This is a genomic window from Archangium sp. (genome assembly GCF_036277355.1).
In the GTDB taxonomy this organism is placed as follows: Bacteria; Myxococcota; Myxococcia; order Myxococcales; family Myxococcaceae; genus Archangium.
The window spans coordinates 64,373-85,018 of sequence record NZ_DASUNC010000089.1; the positions used below are offsets into that span (position 1 = coordinate 64,373).

Sequence of the window (20,646 nt, forward strand, 5' to 3'; positions counted from 1 at the left end):
GTGAAACGGGGTGTGTCGGATAGCCCTTTCATTCCAGCGAATCAGGAAAAGTGTGGAAGTGGCTGAAAATATCGTGCATCATGTATCGCCAGTTTGACTGGGGGCCGCCCCCGGGCCCTGGGGGGTAACCAAGGAGGCAGCGCACGTGATCACGCCGACCACCCCCATCCGCTTCATGCTCTACCCGTCGCTCGGCGAGGTGAGGGAGCACGTTCGTGTGGAGCTGTTCGGGCGCGCGCTGGCGGAGCGGCTGGGCCGGCCGGTGCTGGTGGAGCTGGCGCCGACGTACGAGGCGCTGGAGGCGGAGCTGGTGGCGGGCCAGGTGGACATGGCGTGGGCCACGGCCGAGCAGTGTGATGCCTTCGCGCCGAGGGCGAGGGCGGTGCTGCGCGCGGTGCGCTCGGGGAGCTGCCACTACCACTCGGCGCTGGTGTGCCGCGCGGACGAGCCGCTCACGCTGGAGACGCTGCAGGGCAAGCGCGCGGCCTGGGTGGCGCCGCGCTCCACCGGGGGGCACCTGCTGCCGGTGCGCTTCCTGGAGTCGCGGGGGCTGCGCACCCAGGAGCTCTTCTCCCAGCAGCGCTTCTGGGGCACCTACCGCAAGGCGCTCCAGGCGGTGCTCACCGGGGAGGCGGACATGACGGGCGTCTTCTCCAACCACGCGGACGAGCATGCCATCCGCGCGACGCTGGCCTCGTTCATCGGCGCGGAGGAGTCCCGGCTGCTGACGTTCGCCTTCAGCCCGCCCACGCTGGCCGATGGCATCATCCTCACCCGGCGCCTGTCCGAGGTGGACGCCGCCATGCTGGTGTCCGTCCTCTCGCGGATGAACACGGACGGCTCCGGCCTGGAGATGCTGATGGGGCCGTTCGGGGTGGAGGGCTTCGTCCCGCAGCCGGACGGGCGGGAGCAGGCCCCGGCGCCGCGCAGGTCCCGGGGCGCCGAGTACGTGGTGGCGGAGCTGGACGAGGAGGAGCGGTGCCGGCGGCTGTGGTCGCCCACGGGCAGGGCGTTTGGCCGGGACGTGAGCGGTGCCGAGGGGCGCACGCTGACGGAGGTGCTGGGGCACGAGGCGGCCGAGCCGCTGCTGTCGCTGATGCGCGCGGTGCGCCAGGGCGGGACGGACGCCCGGCTGGAGTACCGGCTGGAGGTGGAGGGCGAGACGCGCTGGTACGCGGCGGAGATCACCCCGTGCGCGCCGGTGCCCGGTGAGACGCGGCCGCGCCTGGGGCTGATGGTGCGCGACGTGTCGGGGATGCGCGCGCTGGAGGAGCCGATGTACCGGCTGGCCTCCTTCCCGCTGCTGCACCCCGAGCCGCTGCTGGAGCTGACGCTGGAGGGCGAGCTGCGCTACGCCAACCCCGCCGCGCACAAGGCCTTCCCGGAGATGGTGCAGGAGGGGGGGAAGCACCCGCTGGTGCAGACGGCGCTGCAGTGGGTGTGGCGGGGGGCGCCCGCGGGCGAGCCCGCTCCCACGGTGCAGCTGGAGGGCCGCCACTGGGAGCTGACGGTGGCGCAGCTGAGGGATCCGGCGGGCCTGCGGGTGTTCGCCCGGGACGTGACGCTGCGCAAGCAGATGGAGGCGCGGCTCATCCAGGCGGATCGGCTCTCGGCGCTGGGCTCGTTGGCGGCGGCGGTGGGGCACGAGATGAACAACCCGCTGGCCTTCATGTTGGCCAACCTCTCCTACGCGCGCGAGGAGCTGGAGCGCATGGGCGAGTCGCTGCGCGGCCAGAGCGCGGAGGTGTCGGAGGAGCTGGGCGAGGTGCTGGAGGCCCTGTCCGAGACGGCCGAGGGGGCGCTGCGGCTCAAGCACATCGTGCAGGATCTGCGGACGCTCTCGCGCAAGCCGCCGGAGCACCAGGCGCGGGTGGAGCTGCAGCCGGTGCTGGAGAACGCGCTGAAGCTCATCCGCGGCCAGCTGAGCCAGCGGGCCCGGCTGGAGCGGGACTTCTACGAGCTGCCCGCGGTGGACGCGGACGAGGCGCGGCTCACCCAGCTCTTCCTCAACCTGCTGCTCAACGCGGTGCAGTCGATGAACCCGGCGGACGCCGCGCGCAACGTGCTGCGGGTGGCCGCCTACACCGGCGAGGACGGCGAGGCGGTGGTGGAGGTGCAGGACACGGGCAAGGGCCTGGCGCCCGAGGCGCTCTCGCGCATCTTCGAGCCCTTCGTCGCCACGGTGCCCGGCAGCTCGGGCCTGGGGCTGTCGGTGAGCCACGCCATCGTCTCCAGCCTGGGCGGCACGCTGCGCGCGGAGAGCCGCGAGGGCCGGGGCACCCTCCTCACCGTCACCCTGCCCGCGGCGGCCGAGCTCCCCCAGGCCCGTCCGCAGGTGCGGCGGGCCGCCGGGTAGGGTGTTTCCAGCACCAGGTAGGGCGCGCCCCCCTCCAGCCCGAAGTCCAGCACCGAGACGACGTGCGCGTGGCCGAAGGTGGCCATCAGCCGCGCCTCCTGGGCGAACATCCCCGCATCTTCGAGCCCTTCACGCGCGCGAGCGAGGGGAGCAACGCCCTCAAGGGCGTGGGGCTCGGCCTGTTCATCGTGCACGAGATGGTCGCCGCGCACGGCGGCCACATCGACGTGCGCTCCTCGGCGGAGGCGGGCACGGTGTTCCGGGTGCGGCTCCCCCGGGTGCTCCCCGCCTGAGGCCCGTCCTCAACCCCAGGAGAACGTCACCTCGTTGTCGAGCGGGCCGATCTGCCGCCCGGACACCTGGCCATTCTGGATGCCCAGCGTGCGGAACAGGCCCAGCAGCCCGCCCTCGTGGTTGAGGTAGAGGAGGAAATCGCGCTTCGTGGTGAGCACGCCGCTCCTCGGCCCCGTCCAGTGCACGATCGCCTCGCCGAAGCTCGACGCCGCCCGGTACGCCACCGGCATGTTGTTGAGCAGCTGCCTGGGCCCTTCCTTGGCCAGCAGCATGAAGGCCTTGCCCACCACGGAGCCCAGGAAGCCGGGGGCGATTCCCCTGCCGATGCGCCGGATCGCGTTGTCGAAGCCGCCGTGCTTCTCGCTCAGCAGCCACGCCGCGCTGTACTGCAACCGCAGGTAGTCGCTGACGGGATAGGTGAAGAAGCTCTTGTAGGCCTTCTCCTTGAGCGGCTCCAGGCACCGCTCCACCGCCTCGGCTCCCAGGTCCACGCGCAGCACGTCCAGCGTGGTGTGGAAGGACATCCCCCGCACGGTGTCCGCGGGGGTGGCCAGCGACAGCCGCCGCTTCAGCTCCAGCTCCGTTCCGAGGCCGGACTCAGCACCCGTGGAGGTCTGACCATCAATCATCCGAAGCGGTCTCCCGTCTCTGATATGGACGGAAGAGTGTAGCCTGCCTGGAATGCTCCTGACCATGCCCCCCGTACGAGGCCATGGACACGGATGGTTGGAACTCAACCGAGAACGGCGTCACGGACCTCCTGGAGATCGCCGAACACGTAGCGCCGCCGCTGCCCGTCATGGCCCAGCCACCGTTGGATGAGCACGAGGTAGGCCTTGGCCTCGGGAGGCCGGCCGGGCTGGAGGACGAGCTTGAGGTGGTTGATGCGCCGCAGGAAGACGGGGAGGGCCTTGGGGCCGAGCGAGGCGGAGAGCGCTCGCAGGTTGCCTGGGAGGGCCTCGGGGCGGGAGCGCAGGTGCGTGTGCCCCAGCCACTCCACGAGCGCGTCCCGCTTGGCGCGCAGGCACAGGCCCTGGGTGACGAGCGCGTCCAGCAGCGAGGCCCAGCGCTCGGAGTCGGCCTCGTGGAGGCTGTCGGCGAGGTGACACTCCACGCCCAGCCTGGGCAGTACGGTGGCGCCCACGTCGAGGCTCAGCGCCATGCGCTCCACCCGGCCGGCCACCCGGGCGAGCAGCGCCTCCACCTCGCGGGGGTCTCCCGGCCAGCCGACGCGCAGGAGGTAATAGGGCAGCGTGGAGGGCCCGAGGCCCTGGAGGCACAGCCGTACGCCGTCGAAGCGGCGGGAGAACATGGCGCCCACGGCGGACACGGAGCCCCCGGAGGGCAGGGCCGCCAGACACGCCACCACGCGCTCCCGGACGGCGGGCGCGAGCGGCTCGCCCCACAGCAGCGCCAGGGCTTCCTCCATCGCCTCCAGGCGGCGCCAGGCCCGCCGGTCGTACTCGATGAAGAAAGAGGGGATGGGCACCGGGGGCGGCGTCCCCTCGACGTCGAACTCGAGGAAGACATCCCCGAGCTCCTGCTCCAGCAGGGTGCCCGGGGTGTCCCAGCGCGCGCCGAAGCGGCGCAGGCGCTCCCAGACGGGGTGGGAGAAGAGCGAGGAGGGCAGGGCGGAGCCGGCGTCCACGCGGCCCGCGAGCATGGCGCGGCTGCCATCGCTGGCGAGGAAGCGCACGCCGAAGTCGGCCTGGGCCTCCTCGCGGCCCAGCCGGCACTCGAAGCCGGAGGCGGACACGGGCGGCATCAGGCGGGCGAGCCGCTCCAGATCCGCCAGCGCCGTGGCGGAGATGAGCCGGGGGGAGAGGTGGGGCTCGGCGAGTCTCAGGTACTCATTCAACGCGGTGGACATGGAATCCCCCAGATTCAAAAAAGACAACGGACGGGCGCTCCGGATGCACCCGTCCGTGGTGACGCCAGCTATGCCTTCCTGGTGGGACTACTCCCAGGCCTGCGTGGCGCTCAGCTCCTGCGCGCCGCCGGAGATGAGATCATCCAGCGTCTCGTCGTTGAGCTCGGTGAGGTTGGCATTCTGCTCGGCGATGTTCTCGTTCATCATGGCATTGCCCTCCCTTTGGTGTGGAACCCCAGACAAGACTCATCATCCGCCTGGAGGCTCCCGGCCTCGGGTCATCCCCGCCGCCGGAAGCGATTCGAAATATGGAGAAAGGCATTTCCAAAGTCAAATCAATCGGCGCCAGGGATTGATGTATTTGATTGCGTGTGAAAGATCCACGGGCGCGCGAACGGGGAAGACGGGGGAGGCGTGATGTCAGGGATTGCCGGGCGAGCCGGAGCGCGAGGCGGCGAGAAAGTCCACCAGGGCTGACACCACGGTGGCGGTGGTGAAGAGCCGGTTGCGATCCGTCAGCACGGGCAGGAGCAGACACCCCTCGGGAGCCTCCCAGGGCGCATGCACCTCGGGGCGGGGCATCCGCATGATGGGGACGTTCGCCCAGCTCCCATCCGGTTGCTGGGCCCGCAGCAGCCACTGGAGTCCAGCGTCGAGCGCGGCACCGTGTCGCGGGTGACCCCCATCGAGCAGCAGCACCGGGAGGGAGAGCGCGGTGTGGAAGGCGGCGGCCTCGCTCCCCGTGCCGTTGCCCCAGCCTCCATCGGGTCGCTGCGCACCCAGCAACCATCGGGCGGCGCGCGCCACCGGCCCGGTGTCTCCCAGGAGGAACAGCAGCCGCGCCGCGTGCGCGGTGGTGTACGTGCGGCCGTGCCACCAATAGCCTTCCCAGAAGCCCTCGGGGGACTGGCTGTCGCGCAGCAGGCGGGCGCACGCCTCGAGGACGGAGCGGTGGCGTGGGTCTCCCGCCCTGTGCAGGGCCCCTCCCGCCAGCGCGGTGACACACAGGTGGAGGTCACACCAACTGCTGCCCGGGTAGCTGGCCCAGCCGTTCAGCGAGGGCCGCTCGGCGGGGCGATAGGTGCGGAAGCCGCTCCCGGGCTCATCCCAATAATGAAGCAGCCGCGCACAGGCCTCCCCGAGCGCCGCGTCCCATTCCGGCACGCCCCGCCAGTGGGAGAGGAATCGCACCACGTTGGCGGTGGAGTCCGCGTCCGCGGGTGTCGCCAGGCTGAATCCCCACCCACCCCCGGGGTGCGAATGACTCATCAACCAGTCTCGCGCGGGCTCCAGCGTGGCCGGGCCCGCCCCCGCCCGGGCCAGTGCCTCGCCGACATATGCCGTCACCCATTGCGAGCTGATGACGTCCCGGTCTCCCACCACGAAACGGAAGCGGAAGTCCAACCACCGTCCATCCGCCGTCCGCGCCTTCTCCAGGAAGCGCACGGCCCTCGCGAGTGCCTCGGTGACAGTGGACTTCCCCGTGTCCTCGTGTTCCAGGATTGCTTGCATCGGTCCCTCCCCGTGTGTGCCGCACATGCGAGTCCTTGCATGTGAGGGGCCAGGCCAGGCTTGATATCGCTCGTCCACCCGGGGTGCTGCTGTTTGTCTGGGATTGCGCTGGAGGGCGATGATTCCTCCCGGCGCGAGAGAGGATTCAGCGGGAGGTGCGGGTTTCCGGGAGTCCCCCGAGCCCCCTGTTTCCAGACGCGCGTGGCCATCAAGCTGGCCCGGCGTCACGAGGACGCATTCAGCGGCCGCGCTGCTGGCGCATGGCCTCGTGCCGCTGGCGCATGGCCTCGCGCTCCTGTGTGATGAACGCACGCGCCTGGGTCTTCTGCGCCTCGGTCATCACGGTCTCCGCCTCGTCGTAGGCGCGGGTGTCGTTGTCCCGCATCCCGTCCATGATGGACCGGACCTGTGTCATCCGCTCCTCCATGGCCGCCCTGTCTGGGGCGCCCTCGCCGCCGGGACCACCCGCCGGAGGGGCCATGCCTTCGCCGGGAGGAGGACGCCGGCCCTCCCCGCGAGGCGGGCGCAGCTCCTCCAGCTTCTGCTTCAACGGCGCGTTCTCCTGCTGGAGCTGCTGCTCGCGCTGCTCCAGCCAGGCCACCTGTTCGGTGGACAGGGCCAGCTCGGTGCGGTGCTCGAGCACCACGGCCAGGGAGGACTTCATGACGGGCGGCCCCCGGCGCGCCTCCATGGGCGGGCGCTCGGTGGAGGCGGATTGGGCACCAGCGACGGCGGGAACGGCCAGACACATCCACAGCGGCATCATCTTCCAGGACATGCGATATCTCCTTTTCCCCCAAGGTGCTTCCCGCACGTGTTGGGAAGATGAACGGATTGTTGCGAAACATTTACGGTGTCCTGGAGCCGCCCATGAACCTGTTGCCCTCCGCCTGCCTCGCCGTGTTGCTCGCCCTCTCGCCCGCCGCCCAGGCCGCGCCACCGAAGAAGGCGGCGAAACCCGAGCCGTCCAAGCTGGTGCGCGTGGTGCTCCAGACGGAGAAGGGGGAGATCGAGCTGGAGCTCGACGAGGCCCATGCGCCCCAGACGGTGCGCAACTTCCTCTTCTACGTGGAGGGGGGCTTCTTCGACGGCGGCGTCTTCCACCGCACGGTGAAGCCCGACAACCAGCCGAACAACAAGGTGAAGATCGAGGTCATCCAGGGCGGCATCAACCCCGCCCGCGAGTCCGAGCAGCGCCCGCCGATCGCGCTGGAGCGCACGAGCGTGACGGGGCTCGAGCACAAGGACGGCACGATCTCCATGGCACGCGACACGCCGGACACCGCGGTGTCGGACTTCTTCATCTGCGTCGGCGATCAGCCCGAGCTGGACTTCGGCGGCAAGCGCAACCCGGATGGCCAGGGCTTCGCCGCCTTCGGCCGGGTGGTGAAGGGCATGGACGTGGTCCGCGCCATCCAGCAGGCGCCCGCGGAGGGCCAGAAGCTCACCCCGCCGGTGAAGATCCAGCGCGCCGCGCGTAAACCGTAGGTTGGCATGGCGGCTCTCGAAAGCGGGTGGCTGGCTGAGACAGTGCGACTTCCCTTGATGCGAACGCACCAGAGGCGGTGCTCATCCACATAGAAGAGGCGCAGATTCTGGAGATGACGAACAAATTGCGCGCGGCCCTCATGTTGCCAGAGGGCTTGTCCGGAGGTGCGCCATGAGTCGCTGGCCTCTGTGGGCGGTACTGGCTCCAGGGGAGCCCGCACAGCTGGAGCGCCGTGCCCGCGCCACGCTCGTGTTCGAGGAGGACGAAGAGGACGGGAAAGAACCACCCTTCGAGCTCATCAGGGGCAGTGGTCGCTATCATGCCATCGTGGGCACGGATCCCCTCCACCTGGGTGCGGAGCTGCGAATCGCCAAGGCTCTTTCGCTCGAACTCGATGAGCCTGTGTACTCGGTTGAATGTGCCAAGGAGCCGTGGGCCGTCACGTCGTGGCGTAACGGTGCGCTAGGGGTCGAGGAGGCAAACCCAGAAGCTCTGGCGAAGTCCCTCGGCTGCCCACTACCAGGTAGCACGAAGACTTCGAGCCGAAGCGCAAGGAAGCCGCTTCGGACAGTCGCGCTCATTGAAGGAACTCGCGCAGAGGAGGCGCGGCGCGCGCTAGAGAAGGATTATGGAGAACCACTCCGTCAGGGGCGCTTCCACCTCGCGGACACGCAGCAAGGAACCCTTCTCGCTAGCACGACGGGGGGCATGAGCTTCGCTGACATTGCCGTGTCGGAACGGCTTCCTCATGTAAAGGTGTATGGGGTGACTGCTTCGCCGCGCCTGGACATGTTCTCCGTAACCGTGTTGCGAGCAGGAGACGGCATTGAACGGTTCACACGGCCGCTCCGTCCGGATCCGTGCGTGCCCGAGGTCAGCGAGATCAAGGGCGAGAGTATGCCCGAGCGGATTCTCGCGGCGCTGGGCATCCCAGCCGAGTGGTTCCGGAATGAATGATGGGTTCCGGGCGGCCTCGCCTTAGTCCGCCGAGGCCACGGAGAGGGCCATCAGGTCCTCGGCGCTGCCATTGAAGTAGCTCTGGTCCACCGCTCCGGGGATGCCCGGCACCGAGCCCGTCTCCGAGTACTGCCAGAAGAGCCAGCGCTTCCAGCCCGGTGGCAGCTTGGGCTCCGTCGCGTGGCTCGTGTACTGGGCGAGCCAGAGCGGGTGGTCCACGAAGTAGGGGTGGTCGCAGAAGCTCGTCGTCCACGTCTGGTGGTTCGTGTAGAGCCCCACCGCTGCCCTCCAGCGACAGGAAGTCGGAGGAGAGCCCTCCGGCGAGGCCCACCGGCCCCCACTTCACCACCCGCGCCGAGGCCCCCACGCGCAGCAGGCTCTCGGAACGGAACGAGGTGCCCACGGTGGCCATCCATGACGGGCCCCACTTCGGTCCGCCCGGCGGCCCCTCCAGCGGCGCATTGGCATAGGTGAAGCTCGCATCCACCAGGCGGGCCGCCGCCAGCTCCCGGTATTTTCCCGCGCCATCCGCGGAGACCTCCTGCAACTGGACGCGCTCGGTCATCAGCGAGCCATTCGTCTGCTGCAGCACGGTGCCCTCCACCCGGAAGAGTTGCTGGAGCTGGAGCTCCTCGTCGCCCTGCACCCAGATGTTGGGATCCTTGAGCTGGACGCGGCCTTCCGCGTCCTTGAACTCGTAGGAGATGACCGGGTGGGCCGAGGGGGCCGTGGGCTCGGCCGGCGACGGCGTGGGAGGTGGCTCCTCGCGCGCCGTCTCCGTTCCTCCGTGCTCCCGCTGCTGGAGCTGGAAGGTGGCGTCGGAGAGGCTCTTCACGGCGAGCGCGTGCTCGCGGCGGAACTTCTCGAAGTCCGCGTCCTTCGCCGTGAGCAGGGCCTGGTACTTCTCATCCAGCGAGGCCTGGGTCACCAACCGGGCCCGTGCCGTGCCGAGCTCGGTGTTCAACGCCTGCATCTGCTTCTCGCTCTCGGTGAGCTTCCCCTGGAGCTGGCGCTGGTACTCGTCGTAACGGCGCTCCCAGCCGGCGTCCCGGTAGCGGTGGTAGGCGTACGCCCCGCCCGCCGCGGAGCCGAGGGACACCAGCAGCAACACGAGAGGTCGGGTGGGAATGCGGCGTGGCATGGGTCTCCTCCGAGGGAGGTCGCGCTCCGGCGCACCGCGTCCGTGCGGTGCCGTCAACGCTTGAGACCCATGAGCTTTTTTTCCGGGCAACGCCGCCGGACCGCCGCTCTCCGCATGGATGCCCGGCCGCGGAGGCCGCGTAAGTCTTACTGTCTTCCGGGTCCCGGCGGCTCGCGGCCGCGAGATAAACCCTCGGAATCACAGGCACCTGCCCCGGAGGACCCCCTGGCACGCGGGATGCTCTAGCTCCTGCACGAGAAGTCAGCGGGGCAGGGCGGTGGGGGTGGTCGGGGTCGGTGGGGTGGTGGGGGTTGGGCGGGTAGGACGGGCGGCGGGTTGGGGTTGGTGGGGTGGTTGGGGTGGGGTGGGGCTGAGACAGTACGGGTGGTACGGGGGCAGGGAAGTCTTCGGGGGCAGTGGGGGCAGGGAAAGCACGTCGGGGAGGGGCTGCCGTGGGGGCGGCTCCTCCCCGATTCTTTTTCGGGAGGCGCGCGGCTCGCGCACTACGGGCGGAAGCGGACCACTTCGATCCCCTTGTCCGTCCCCACGGCGAAGCGGCCCCCGGCGGGGTCCAACGCGAGCGGCGGCTGCGGCGGGCGGTTGCGGAGGATGCTGCCGGAGCGCCTCCCCGTGGCGATCCCGGGCCAGCTCTCCAGGAGGCGGCTGGTGGTGAGCTCGACGAGCTTGGGGTGCTCGTAGAATCCCACCGCCGCGTTTCCCACCACCATGAAGGTCCCCAGGGCCTGCGTCACGGGCACCATGGACAGGAAGCGCCGCTCGGTGAGCGAGTACACCCCGAGGCCCACGTCGTCCCCCTCGCCCATCCATTTCATTCCGGAGGGCAGCGCGTCCTCGTCGATGCCGGAGCACGTCATGACGAGCATATCCCCCGCCCCGAAGGCCGCCTCGTGGATCTCCAGGAACGAGTCGTTCGAGACGAAGGAGCGAGGCTGGTCCAACGACTCGGGCTGCTCGAGCGCCCGGGCCACGTCATAGACATACGCCGCGTCCACGGGATGCCAGATCCACCCCGCGCTGAGCAGGTAGCGCCCATCGCGGCTGAACTGGAGCCGGGAGTGGAAGACGTCTGGGGATTCGCTGTCCCGCCGGGTGAGCCGCTCGCCGGTGTCCGCGTCCTCTATCTCCAGGCGGCAATACTCCTCGGGACAGTGGGCCAGGAGCGTGCGGCCATTGGGCAGGGTATGCAGGGCGATGGGATAGATGTAGTCATCCGCGTGGTAGTAGCTGCGGTTGAGCTCGCGCAGCTGCTTCCCGTCCCGGAGCAGGATCGCCTTGGTGCCGAGCTGCTCGTAGATGGCGGCGTACCGGCCGTCCTGGGACGACACCGCCGAGTCGAAGCGGTAGCCATACCGGATGGACGTATCGGTGACGGTTCCGTCCAGCCCGTAGCGGATGCCCCCTTGGACCCAATCGATGAGCGCGTCGCCGCTCCAGCAGAGGGACTCGGGAGTGTAGGGGGCCGTGGGAATGACGAGATGTTCAGCTTTCATGGGGGCCGGGACGAGGGGAGGCCGGGGAGCCTGACACGCGGTGTTGGCCGCTGGAGCAGTTCCCGGCGCAACACCTCGGTTGCCCGCGTCCCGCTGGCGGGCGACGCGAAGCTGCTTCTCCCGGGCGGCCCCCCACCGCGCCGCCCGGGCTGGAGCCGCGGGGCCCGCCTAGAGCACCTTCACCTCGGCCAGGCTGAGGACGCCCGAGCCGTCGAGCTGCACCTTCACGAAGCGGCCGGTCCTCCCCACCGGGAACTCGGTCTGCTGCGGCGCCACGTTCGGGTAGCTGTACGCCTGCCAGGTGCTCCCATCCTCCGAGACCAGGAGCTTGAAGTTGTTCAGCCGGTCGGAGCAGCAGTCGGTGCGGTTGCGGACCACGACCTTGTTGATGAACCGGGAGCTCTGGAGGTCGACCGGCGACGGCGTCGTCCAGTTCGTCGCTCCCCGCGTCCCGTTCCGCATGGAGGAGCCGTGCTCCCTCGGCCGCCTGTCCGACGTTGCGCAGCGAGCTGGCCAGCTGGATGACACATTGACGGCGGCGTCCACCGTCCAGGCCCGCGGCGAGCGCCCGCCGGTACAGTTCGACGGCGCCAGACTCGTCGCCGGTCGAGTCGCGCGCTCCGCCGCGCTCGTGGAGGGCCACGGGGTGGTCCTCGCCGAGCTCGGTAGCGAGTTCATCCATCGCCGCCACGAAGCCCGTTTTGCCGGCTCGCGCGATGTACTCGTCATAGCGGTCCCAGAGCGCCTCGGCGCGGCGCTCCCATTGCTCGAGGTTCGCGGTCATGCGCCGAAGCTACCAGTGCCGGGGCGTGCTCTCATACTCCGAACGGCCCCGCCAGGACCCGGTATGTTCTGGCCCGATTGGAGGATGTAGCCATGCGTTTCCGAGCGTGCATTGCACTGCTGCTCCATGCCTCAGCCTGCGCCACGTCAGCGCCTGGCCCAAGCGAGCCATCGGCCCGGGCCCCGAGGCTCGCCAACCTCCAGCGGGCGGCGACGCTGCCCTGGACGGATGGGGGGCGGTGCGCCGTCCAGGAGGCTTCCGAGCCCTGGCCCGTTTTGGCGGAGCGATGCTTTCATGCCCTCGACCATGACCGGATGGAATTTCACGACACCACGGGACGATGCGCGGTCGCCTCAACGGGTGCCGCTGCCGTGGGCGTCGGACTCTGTGTCTTGGCGGCGCCGGAGCTCGTCGTGGGAGCGGTAATCGTCGCGGGTGTGGTGGTAGTGGGCTTCGTCATCAAGGAGGCCCTGGATGCGTATGCTCTGGATATGGGCCGCCCCGAGGCAAGGCCCGCGCCTGAAACGCGGCCCGTGGCAGAAGCAGCGCCCGCCCCGCGGAAACCCTCGCCGAAAAAAAGGCCCAAGCCGGAGCCAAAGGGGCCAGATTTCCCTCCTCTGGAACCACCCGAGACCTCGGAGCGAGACCGCAGCAGGTGCGAGCCCGATCCAGTGCCGTACCACCTTGGCGGTAATAAACTGCACGACACGTGCGCCGACAGAATTCCGAACAACAGTTTCCCCGGCGGGGATGTGTTCGTGAATGGGAAGAACTTCGACGCGCTGCAACTGGCCACGCGCACGCTGTGGGAGGTCAAGACCGACAACTTCGACAAGTACACGGACGACCTTCGAGAAATCGTGGTCGTGAGTCAGGTGGAAGAGTTGCGGCATGAGCGCGCCCTTGCTCTGGCTTGTGGATTTGACTTCCGGGTAGGCGTGCGGAGCCCCGCGCACAAGGAGGCGCTGGAGTTGGTGGCCCGCGATCTTAACGGGCTCATCGTCGTCATGGAGTGGTGCTGAGATGCCAGCTACACAGAAAAATCAACTTGGCATGATCGTTTACGCGCCCGCACTCGTGGGCAATGATGGCCGCCCTTTGGCCGTTGTTCATGGAATGGAGCGCGCAATCCCCGGCTTGCGCTTGGAGTGGACGATTTCTCGCGAGGGGAAGCGCATCCCAGTGCCGCAGCGCGAGGCATTTCTCGCCCGAGGAAGGCCCAACGGGCGTGGATTTCCGCTCCTCCGCAACGGGGATGATGACTTCCGGGTGACGGTGACTGGATTGGAAATACCGGCAGACAGCTCGCCGGGTGGTCAGGCCCAGCTTGATATTCATGCGGTGTTGCCTCTGACCGTAGACGGCATCGCAGCGGCAGAGAAGGTGCTGGAAGCCATAGCGGAGGGCGCTCGCGCGTTCTGGGGGCACGCAACGCCCTTCAGCGCAGGGGTGGACATCGCGCGCCAGACGAAGAATCGGCCAGACGACCTGGAGCCTCCACCCCGAGGGCTGCCGGTGATCAAGTCCCCTGGTGCCATGCGCTCGCCTGAGATTCCGCATCACCTCGGGTGGGTGAACTACTGGTCGCCCGCTGCCGCAGAAGCCATCGGCTTTCCGGACCCCGCCCGCGACGCGGAACTGCTGTCACGCTCATGGCGTACCGCGACGGGCGGGTGGGTCGTCAAACTGACCGAGGCGCCGCTCGACCTGGACAACCCCCCCCACCTGGACGTGCTCAAACGGGCTTACGAGCGCTTTCCGGAGATCGGCGGGCGCTCGGCCCCTTGAGGCTCGGCACGGCTCATGTACTGGCCCGGGTTGGTTCCAACGGGCTCTCGCGTAATCACATGAGCCGGAGGGCGTACCGGCTCCGCGCTTGCGTGAGCGTCTCCGCGTCCAGCAGCACCGCCGTCTTCTCCTGCGTGGAGAGAGGCTCTGGCGTTCCCTCCAGCAGCTTGCGGCGGGCCGATGCGAGCGCGGGCGGCTCCACACCCGTGCCCGGCAGTGACTCCAGGAGTGCCAGGTGCAGAGCATGGGCACGTGGATCCGTCAGCACCCGTTCCAGTGACGTCGTTGTGCTGCGCGGTGGGGTGGAGCACCTGGCCCGTCGAGGTGGTGACGACCGCCTCCACCGGGCCCGTGCCCTCGCCGCCGCCGCGCGAGAACTCGAGGACGAAGCGCCGGGCCCCGGGGGTGCTGCCCGCCGCCTCGCGCGTGGCGGTGGTGTGGGCCAGCGGGGAGCGCTCGGGCGGAGTGCTGCCCCAGTGCAGCCGCCAGCCCAGGCGCAGCCCGGTGCCGGGCGTGAAGGGAGCCTCGGGCACCCAGTAGGCCACGATGTTGTCGTGCATCTCCTGCGGGGTGGGAATCTCCACCAGCTGCACCGTGACCCGGCCCCAGTCGCCCACCGGCTCCACCCAGACACCGGGCCGCTTGTCGTAGCGCGCCTCGAGGTCCTCGTAGCTGGTGAAGGCCTGGTCCCGCTGCAACAGGCCGAAGGTGCGCGGGCCGTCCACCTGGAAGCTGGAGACGCTCAGGCACCTGGCAGCCCTCGTGCCATTCACGGCGAGCGCACGGCACCGGGTGGCTCAAATGAATTCGAGGGGTTGGCGTGGAGCCGCCGCGAGGAGCGGGAAGGAGGAGGGCGCGGCGGTGTGGAGCAGACGAACAGCCAGGGGCAAGGCGCTGTCCGTCTGGTCCACAGCCACCATGCCTGGTGGCACTCCGAGCGAGCGGGCCCAGAGGAATTGCCGACGTCCGAGACGAGACGCACCGTCGGGGGAGACAGAGGCTCGTGCAAGCGGAGGCTTCGGTGGCGGGCATCAACTCGTCGATGGGTGGTCACCCCTCCCAGGTGACGCTCAAGACAGCCTTCACCGTGTGCTTCGCCGTATTCGCGGTGGTGGCGCTGGCGGTGCTGCTCGTGAAGGCGCAGGTGGCGATCATCCTCACCGGCATCGCCGCCCTCATCGCCATCGCGCTCAATCACCTGGTGGTGGTGTTGATGCGGACCCGGCTCTCGCGAGGGGTCGCCATCGGGCTGGTGCTCGCCGTGCTGCTGAGCGCCGCGACGACGGTGGCCCTGCTGGTGATTCCCTCCGCGGTGAGCCAGGGACAGTCCCTGGTCGAGCAGGCGCCCGCGCTCGTCGATCAGATCCTCGCCTCGCGCTTCTTCCACCGGCTCGACGCGCGCTTCCACGTTCTGGAGCACCTCCGGAAACAAGGCGGGGACACCACGAAGCTGGCCTCGGGCGCGCTGCCGCCACTGCTGCACGCCGTCACCGGGGTGTTCAGCCTGGTGGGCGCGCTCATCACCATCCTCTTCCTGGTGGTGTTCATGCTCATCTTCGGGCCCGGGGTCATCCAGCGGGCGCTCTCCCTGACGCTGCCCGAGCGCCGGGAGCGCTACGAGCGCGTCCTGGGCAAGGTGTACACCGCGACGGGGGGCTACCTGGCCGGGCTCACCCTCATCTGCACCATCAACGCCACCCTCACCACCACCTTCCTGGCCATCATCGGGGTGCCCTTCTTCCTGCCGCTGGGCATCGCGAGTGGCTTCTCCAGCATGGTGCCGTACGCGGGGCCCATCGTGGCCGGTGGCACCATCACGCTGCTGACGCTCGCCACGGGCGGCTCCTGGAAGGCGCTTGCGGCGTTCATCTACTTCATCCTCTACGGGCAGCTCGAGGGCAACGTGCTGGCCCCGCTCGTCTTCAAGCGCACGGTGCACATCAACCCGCTGATCACCCTGTTGGCGGTGGTCTGCTTCGTGGAGATGGCGGGCATCGTCGGCGCGCTGCTGGCGGTGCCCGTGGTGGCGGCCGCGCAGATCATCGCGCGCGAGCTGCTGCGCATCCGTCAGGAGCGGCTCAGCGCCCGGGTCCAGCCGCCCTGAGTGTCCGGCAGGTAGCCCTCACACCGTCACGCCCGCACCAGGTCCAGAGGCGATCCGTTCTCCAATGGGCAGCACCAGGATGAACACGAGGTGAAGTGCTCGCCTCGCGGTGCGCCGGTGTTTACCCCGGAGGGCTCCTAGGAGGAGTGCCTGTGGACAAGAAGACCCCGGAGACGGTGAACATCAACGAGCGCAGCAAGGATCTGGAGCTGGAGCGGAACCGCTCGAATCCCTCGGGCCAGCGGATGACGACGGGGCAGGGCGTTCCCGTCGAGGACACGGACAACTCCCTGAAGATCGGGGCGCGGGGTCCCACGCTGCTGGAGGACTTCCACCTCCGTGAGAAGATCATGCGCTTCGATCACGAGCGCATCCCGGAGCGGGTGGTGCACGCGCGAGGCTCGGGCGCGCACGGCTACTTCCAGGTCTACGAGTCCCTGGCCGAGTACACCAAGGCCAAGGTCTTCCAGGACCCTTCCAAGAAGACGCCCGTCTTCGTGCGCTTCTCCACCGTGGCGGGCTCTCGCGGCTCGGCGGACACGGCGCGTGACGTACGCGGCTTCGCCGTGAAGTTCTACACGGAGGAGGGCAACTGGGATCTGGTGGGCAACAACATGCCCGTCTTCTTCATCCAGGACGGCATCAAGTTCCCGGATGTGGTGCACGCGGCCAAGCCCGAGCCGCACCACGAGATTCCCCAGGCCTCCACGGCGCATGACTCCTTCTGGGACTTCATCTCGCTCGTGCCGGAGTCGGCGCACATGATCATGTGGATCATGTCCGACCGGGCCATTCCCCGCAGCTTCCGGATGATGGAGGGCTTCGGGGTCCACACGTTCCGCCTGGTCAACGCGAAGGGCGTGTCGCGCTTCGTGAAGTTCCACTGGAAGCCGGTGCTCGGCGTGCACTCGCTCGTGTGGGACGAGGCGCAGAAGCTCGCGGGCAAGGATCCGGACTACCACCGCCGGGATCTCTGGGAGGCCATCGAGAAGGGGAACTTCCCCGAGTGGGAGCTGGGCCTGCAGATCATCGAGGAGAAGGACGCGGACAAGCTGGGCATCGATCTGCTGGATGCGACGAAGATCATCCCGGAGGAAGTCGTCCCGGTGCGCCGCGTGGGCAAGCTGGTGCTCAACCGCAATCCGACGAACTTCTTCGCGGAGACGGAGCAGGTGGCGTTCTGCACCTCGCACGTCGTGCCGGGCATCGACTTCACGGATGACCCGCTGCTGCAGGCGCGCAACTTCTCGTACCTGGACACGCAGCTCACGCGGTTGGGCGGGCCGAACTTCACGGAGATTCCCATCAACCGGCCGCTCGCGCCGGTGCACAACTTCCACCAGGACGGCTTCCACCGGCAGACGGTGGACGTGGGCCGGGCCAACTACTTCCCCAACTCGCTGGGAGGCGGCTGCCCGTTCATGGCCGCGGCGGAGCAGGGGGGCTACCGGCACTTCCCGGAGAAGGTGGCGGGCGAGAAGGTGCGCCAGCGCGCGGAGAGCTTCCAGGACCACTTCAGCCAGGCGGGCCTGTTCTTCCGCAGCATGTCCAAGCCCGAGCGCGAGCACATCATCATGGCGCTCCAGTTCGAGTTGGGGAAGGTCGAGCGGGAGGAGGTGCGCACGCGCGTCGTGGAGCGGATCCTCGCGAAGATCGACGCGGAGCTCGTCACGGAGGTGGCGCAGGGCCTGGGGATGACGGTGCCCGCGATGACGGCGGTGAAGGGCAAGCTCGAGAAGGTGGTGGACACGCTGGGGCTGCCGAGGGTGGACAAGTCGCCCGCGCTGAGCCAGGAGAACCAGAAGAAGGACTCCATCAAGACGCGGCGCATCGGCGTGCTCCTGGGGGACGGCTTCGACGCGGCGGATCTCCAGGCCACGAAGGCGGCCATCGAGCAGGCGGGCGGCGAGGTGATCCTCATCTCCCGGCGCCTGGGCATGGTGAAGGGCTCGGACGGGCAGTCGGTCAAGGTGCACAAGAGCGCGCTCACCACGGGCTCGTTCGAGTACGACGCCGTCTTCGTGCCCGGAGGCAAGGCGAGCGTGGCCGTGCTCGAGAAGGACGGAGACTCGGTGCACTTCATCCAGGAGGCCTACCGTCACTGCAAGCCCATCGGCGTGACGAAGGAGGCCACGGAGCTGCTGGAGGAAGCGGATGTGTCCACCCCGGCGCCAGGCGTCGTCGTGGGTGAGGCGGGCGGCCAGGACTTCCCCGCGAAGTTCATCGCGGCCATCGCGCAGCACCGGTTCTGGGCCCGGCACGACAAGGATCTGATCTCGGGCTGAGAGGTGCAGCCGCTCCTCCTGTGGACAAAAAAAGCCCCGGCTCGCCTGATGGCGGCCGGGGCCCTTGCTACCTCACCGCGAGAGCGGAGCTCTAGTAGCGGTAGTGGTCGTTCTTGTAGGGGCCCTGCTTGGTGACGCCGATGTACTTCGCCTGCGCGTCGGTGAGTTCGGTGAGCTCCGCGCCCAGCTTGGTGAGCTGGAGGCGGGCCACCTTCTCATCCAGGTGCCGCGGCAGCATGTACACGCCCGGCGCGTACTTGCCCGGGTTGGTGAAGATCTCCACCTGCGCCAGCACCTGGTTGGCGAAGGACGAGCTCATCACGTAGCTGGGGTGGCCGGTGCCGCAGCCCAGGTTCACCAGACGCCCCTCGGCCAGCAGGATGATGCGCTTGTTGTCCGGGAAGATGATGTGGTCCACCTGCGGCTTGATGTTGTCCCACTTGTACTGCTTGAGGCTCGCCACATCGATCTCGTTGTCGAAGTGGCCGATGTTGCACACGATCGCGTTGTTCTTCATCCGCTTCATGTGATCGTGGGTGATGACCTGGTAGTTGCCCGTGGCCGTCACGAAGATGTCGGCCTTGTCCGCCGCGTACTCCATGGTGACGACGCGGTAGCCCTCCATCGCGGCCTGGAGCGCGCAGATGGGATCGATCTCGGTGACCCACACCTGGGCCTGCAGACCGCGCAGCGCCTGGGCCGAGCCCTTGCCCACCTCACCGTAGCCGCACACCACGGCCACCTTGCCGGCGATCATCACGTCCGTGGCGCGCTTGATGGCGTCCACCAGGGACTCGCGGCAGCCGTAGATGTTGTCGAACTTGGACTTGGTGACCGAGTCGTTGACGTTGATGGCGGGGAACTTGAGCTTGCCCTCCTTGGCCATCTGGTACAGGCGGTGCACGCCCGTGGTGGTCTCCTCGGTGACGCCCTGGATGTTCTTGAGGATCTTCGAGTACCAGCCCGGCCTGGCCGCCAGCTGCTTCTTGATGGAGGCGAAGAGGATGGTCTCCTCCTCGCTGCCCGGGTTGTTGAGGACGGAGGCATCCGTCTCGGCGCGGGTGCCCAGGTGGATGAGCAGCGTGGCGTCGCCGCCGTCATCGAGGATCATGTTGGGGGTGCCACCGTCGGCCCAGTCGAAGATGCGGTGGGTGAACTCCCAGTACTCCTCGAGCGACTCGCCCTTGTAGGCGAACACGGGGGTGCCACCGGCGGCGATGGCGGCCGCGGCGTGGTCCTGCGTGGAGAAGATGTTGCAGGACGCCCAGCGGACCTCGGCCCCGAGGGACTCGAGGGTCTGGATGAGCACCGCGGTCTGGATCGTCATGTGGAGCGAGCCAGCGATGCGGGCGCCCTTGAGGGGCTGGGCCTTCTTGAACTCGTCGCGGATGGCCATGAGACCGGGCATCTCGGTCTCGGCGATCGCGATCTCCTTGCGGCCCCAGTCGGCCAGCTTGATGTCGGCGATGCGGTAGTCGGTGAACTTGGACAGATCGGTGACAGCCCTCATGCGGTGCTCCTCGGCGAGGGCTGGATGTGGGCGACGGAACCTGCTCGCCTCCCGGGCATCCAGCCACGAGTCAGCGAGCGCCGTTGCACGAACCTGAGCCTGGCGGGGAGGACCCCCCGTTGCAGCGCTCCTCAGGGTGCGCGGAACCTACAACAAGCGGGGCCCTTGTCGCCACAGAAGTGAACCCCCCGAGGAGCCCGGCGAGGGGGTGGGTGTGGGGCCGGAGACCGGACTTCCTCCGGGAGGGCTTCTTCGTCACCGTGAGTGGACCCGTCAACACGGCCTCGGCGACGGGGCTGGTGGGCATGCCGATGGCACCGGCGTACGTGGCGGCGGCGGATGGGGCAGCCGGAGGAGATCGGTGAGGCCCTGGTGTGGCTGAGCTCGAGCGCGGCGTCCTTCATCACGGGTGCCGCGCTTCCGGTGGACGGGGGCATCGTCGCGCAGTAGCCCCGGGAGGCCGCTGGTGATGATGGGTTCTTCGATTCCCGGCCCAATGCTCCCGGAGAATGGGTGCCCCTCGGCATCGGCGAGGGAAGGAGGGACCTGCCGTTTCAGACGTTCATGCTGTGAGCGTTACCCGGGCTCCCGGCTCCAGGTGCGGTAGTGCTCCGGTGGAGCAGCACCCGCTGGTTGGACTCGCTGAGCTGGAGAAGCTCACGGACCTCCTCCGCCTCCAGCCCCTCCACGTCTCGCAGCGTCACCACCGCACGCTGGTTGGCTGGCAACTGGGGGCACTCAAGGGGAACATCAGCAACCAGAATTCTGGTTCCTCTTCCGGCCAGAGCGCCTCGTGATCGACGAGAAGGTGGACGAGCCGCTCTCATTCGAGCTTCGGGCAGCCCCTCGGCGAGCAGTCTGACCCTCACATTCCACACGCAGCCTCTCTTCCTGAACAGAACACCACAGCAAGGAGAGGCTGAACGTGGATGTCGCAATCTATTGGAGTGACGTCGTCGACGACTTGAATGCCCGTGATCACTCCGGGACTCCCATCCTGGCGGATCAGGCGGGGCCGACTCGGACCGCACGAGCGGGGGCGCTC

General features: G+C 68.6%; 19 protein-coding genes, 1 pseudogene and 1 riboswitch. Of the genes and pseudogenes, 9 read left to right on the forward strand and 11 right to left on the reverse strand.

The genetic code is table 11. The features are described from left to right. Positions 1 to 145 precede the first annotated feature (145 nt). The gene (locus VFZ09_RS23720; RefSeq protein ID WP_329729911.1) at positions 146 to 2,356 is read left to right on the forward strand and encodes a PhnD/SsuA/transferrin family substrate-binding protein; all 2,211 of its coding nucleotides are present in this window, start codon (positions 146 to 148) and stop codon (positions 2,354 to 2,356) included. Positions 2,357 to 2,418: 62 nt separating this feature from the next. Further along, positions 2,419 to 2,649, forward strand: coding sequence for an ATP-binding protein (locus VFZ09_RS23725; RefSeq protein ID WP_329729912.1), 231 nt, complete (start codon positions 2,419 to 2,421; stop codon positions 2,647 to 2,649). Positions 2,650 to 2,658: 9 nt separating this feature from the next. Here VFZ09_RS23725 and VFZ09_RS23730 read toward each other — a convergent pair whose 3' ends face one another. The 4 genes from VFZ09_RS23730 to VFZ09_RS23745 all read right to left on the reverse strand — a co-directional run bounded on the left by VFZ09_RS23730 (position 2,659) and on the right by VFZ09_RS23745 (position 6,810). Continuing rightward, positions 2,659 to 3,279, reverse strand: coding sequence for a TIGR02265 family protein (locus VFZ09_RS23730; protein ID WP_329729913.1), 621 nt, complete (start codon positions 3,277 to 3,279; stop codon positions 2,659 to 2,661). A gap of 104 nt (positions 3,280 to 3,383) precedes the next feature. After that, a complete protein-coding gene (locus VFZ09_RS23735; protein ID WP_329729914.1) occupies positions 3,384 to 4,520 on the reverse strand; it encodes a hypothetical protein in 1,137 nt (378 codons plus the stop codon). Positions 4,521 to 4,940: 420 nt separating this feature from the next. Then, the gene (locus tag VFZ09_RS23740) at positions 4,941 to 6,032 is read right to left on the reverse strand and encodes a prenyltransferase/squalene oxidase repeat-containing protein (protein ID WP_329729915.1); all 1,092 of its coding nucleotides are present in this window, start codon (positions 6,030 to 6,032) and stop codon (positions 4,941 to 4,943) included. A 238-nt stretch (positions 6,033 to 6,270) separates the two neighbouring features. Continuing rightward, positions 6,271 to 6,810 (reverse strand): hypothetical protein, encoded by a 540-nt coding sequence (locus tag VFZ09_RS23745; protein ID WP_329729916.1) that lies wholly within the window; start codon positions 6,808 to 6,810, stop codon positions 6,271 to 6,273. A 92-nt stretch (positions 6,811 to 6,902) separates the two neighbouring features. On the opposite strand from VFZ09_RS23745, the gene VFZ09_RS23750 reads away from it, so the two are divergent. Next, entirely contained in the window at positions 6,903 to 7,520 is a 618-nt protein-coding gene (locus VFZ09_RS23750; protein WP_329729917.1) for a peptidylprolyl isomerase, read from the forward strand. Between the two features lie 172 nt (positions 7,521 to 7,692). Then, positions 7,693 to 8,478 carry a hypothetical protein gene (locus VFZ09_RS23755; protein WP_329729918.1) on the forward strand — a complete coding sequence of 262 codons (786 nt, stop codon included), beginning with the start codon at positions 7,693 to 7,695 and terminating at the stop codon, positions 8,476 to 8,478. Here VFZ09_RS23755 and VFZ09_RS51865 read toward each other — a convergent pair. The 4 genes and pseudogenes from VFZ09_RS51865 to VFZ09_RS51700 all read right to left on the reverse strand — a co-directional run. Beyond that, positions 8,405 to 9,619 (reverse strand): hypothetical protein, encoded by a 1,215-nt coding sequence (locus tag VFZ09_RS51865; protein ID WP_329729919.1) that lies wholly within the window; start codon positions 9,617 to 9,619, stop codon positions 8,405 to 8,407. The two genes, VFZ09_RS23755 and VFZ09_RS51865, sit on opposite strands and share 74 nt — an antisense overlap. Before the next feature lie 503 nt (positions 9,620 to 10,122). Then, positions 10,123 to 11,130 (reverse strand): hypothetical protein, encoded by a 1,008-nt coding sequence (locus VFZ09_RS23765; RefSeq protein ID WP_329729920.1) that lies wholly within the window; start codon positions 11,128 to 11,130, stop codon positions 10,123 to 10,125. 168 nt (positions 11,131 to 11,298) lie between these two features. Next, positions 11,299 to 11,592, reverse strand: a complete 294-nt coding sequence (locus VFZ09_RS23770) for a discoidin domain-containing protein (protein WP_329729921.1) — start codon at positions 11,590 to 11,592, stop codon at positions 11,299 to 11,301. A 10-nt stretch (positions 11,593 to 11,602) separates the two neighbouring features. After that, positions 11,603 to 11,914 (reverse strand): annotated as a pseudogene (locus tag VFZ09_RS51700) (tetratricopeptide repeat protein); the annotation flags it as partial. A gap of 314 nt (positions 11,915 to 12,228) precedes the next feature. On the opposite strand from VFZ09_RS51700, the gene VFZ09_RS23775 reads away from it, so the two are divergent. Together VFZ09_RS23775 and VFZ09_RS23780 are read left to right on the forward strand one after the other, a co-directional pair. After that, positions 12,229 to 12,936 carry a DUF6310 domain-containing protein gene (locus VFZ09_RS23775; RefSeq protein WP_329729922.1) on the forward strand — a complete coding sequence of 236 codons (708 nt, stop codon included), beginning with the start codon at positions 12,229 to 12,231 and terminating at the stop codon, positions 12,934 to 12,936. Position 12,937: 1 nt separating this feature from the next. After that, the gene (locus VFZ09_RS23780; protein WP_329729923.1) at positions 12,938 to 13,702 is read left to right on the forward strand and encodes a DUF5953 family protein; all 765 of its coding nucleotides are present in this window, start codon (positions 12,938 to 12,940) and stop codon (positions 13,700 to 13,702) included. Here VFZ09_RS23780 and VFZ09_RS23785 read toward each other — a convergent pair. Continuing rightward, positions 13,660 to 14,475, reverse strand: coding sequence for a glucan biosynthesis protein (locus VFZ09_RS23785; RefSeq protein WP_329729924.1), 816 nt, complete (start codon positions 14,473 to 14,475; stop codon positions 13,660 to 13,662). The genes VFZ09_RS23780 and VFZ09_RS23785 overlap by 43 nt on opposite strands. A 230-nt stretch (positions 14,476 to 14,705) precedes the next feature. Here VFZ09_RS23785 and VFZ09_RS23790 point away from each other — a divergent pair, with 230 nt between their 5' ends. Both VFZ09_RS23790 and VFZ09_RS23795 read left to right on the forward strand, forming a co-directional pair. Continuing rightward, positions 14,706 to 15,806 carry an AI-2E family transporter gene (locus tag VFZ09_RS23790; protein WP_329729925.1) on the forward strand — a complete coding sequence of 367 codons (1,101 nt, stop codon included), beginning with the start codon at positions 14,706 to 14,708 and terminating at the stop codon, positions 15,804 to 15,806. 152 nt (positions 15,807 to 15,958) lie between these two features. Then, the gene (locus VFZ09_RS23795) at positions 15,959 to 18,091 is read left to right on the forward strand and encodes a catalase (RefSeq protein WP_329729926.1); all 2,133 of its coding nucleotides are present in this window, start codon (positions 15,959 to 15,961) and stop codon (positions 18,089 to 18,091) included. 91 nt (positions 18,092 to 18,182) lie between these two features. On the opposite strand, the gene ahcY is transcribed toward VFZ09_RS23795, so the two are convergent. Next, on the reverse strand, positions 18,183 to 19,601 hold the full coding sequence (gene ahcY, locus VFZ09_RS23800) for an adenosylhomocysteinase (RefSeq protein ID WP_329729927.1): 1,419 nt from the start codon (positions 19,599 to 19,601) through the stop codon (positions 18,183 to 18,185). A gap of 68 nt (positions 19,602 to 19,669) precedes the next feature. Next, a riboswitch (S-adenosyl-L-homocysteine riboswitch) is annotated at positions 19,670 to 19,740 on the reverse strand. 125 nt (positions 19,741 to 19,865) lie between these two features. Between ahcY and VFZ09_RS51705 the strand changes: the two genes are divergently transcribed. Next, positions 19,866 to 20,051: an SDR family oxidoreductase gene (locus VFZ09_RS51705; RefSeq protein ID WP_414640735.1), complete on the forward strand. Its 186-nt coding sequence runs from the start codon at positions 19,866 to 19,868 to the stop codon at positions 20,049 to 20,051. Between the two features lie 104 nt (positions 20,052 to 20,155). On the opposite strand, the gene VFZ09_RS23810 is transcribed toward VFZ09_RS51705, so the two are convergent. Continuing rightward, entirely contained in the window at positions 20,156 to 20,428 is a 273-nt protein-coding gene (locus VFZ09_RS23810) for a sigma-70 region 4 domain-containing protein (protein WP_329729932.1), read from the reverse strand. Between the last annotated feature and the right edge of the window lie 218 nt (positions 20,429 to 20,646).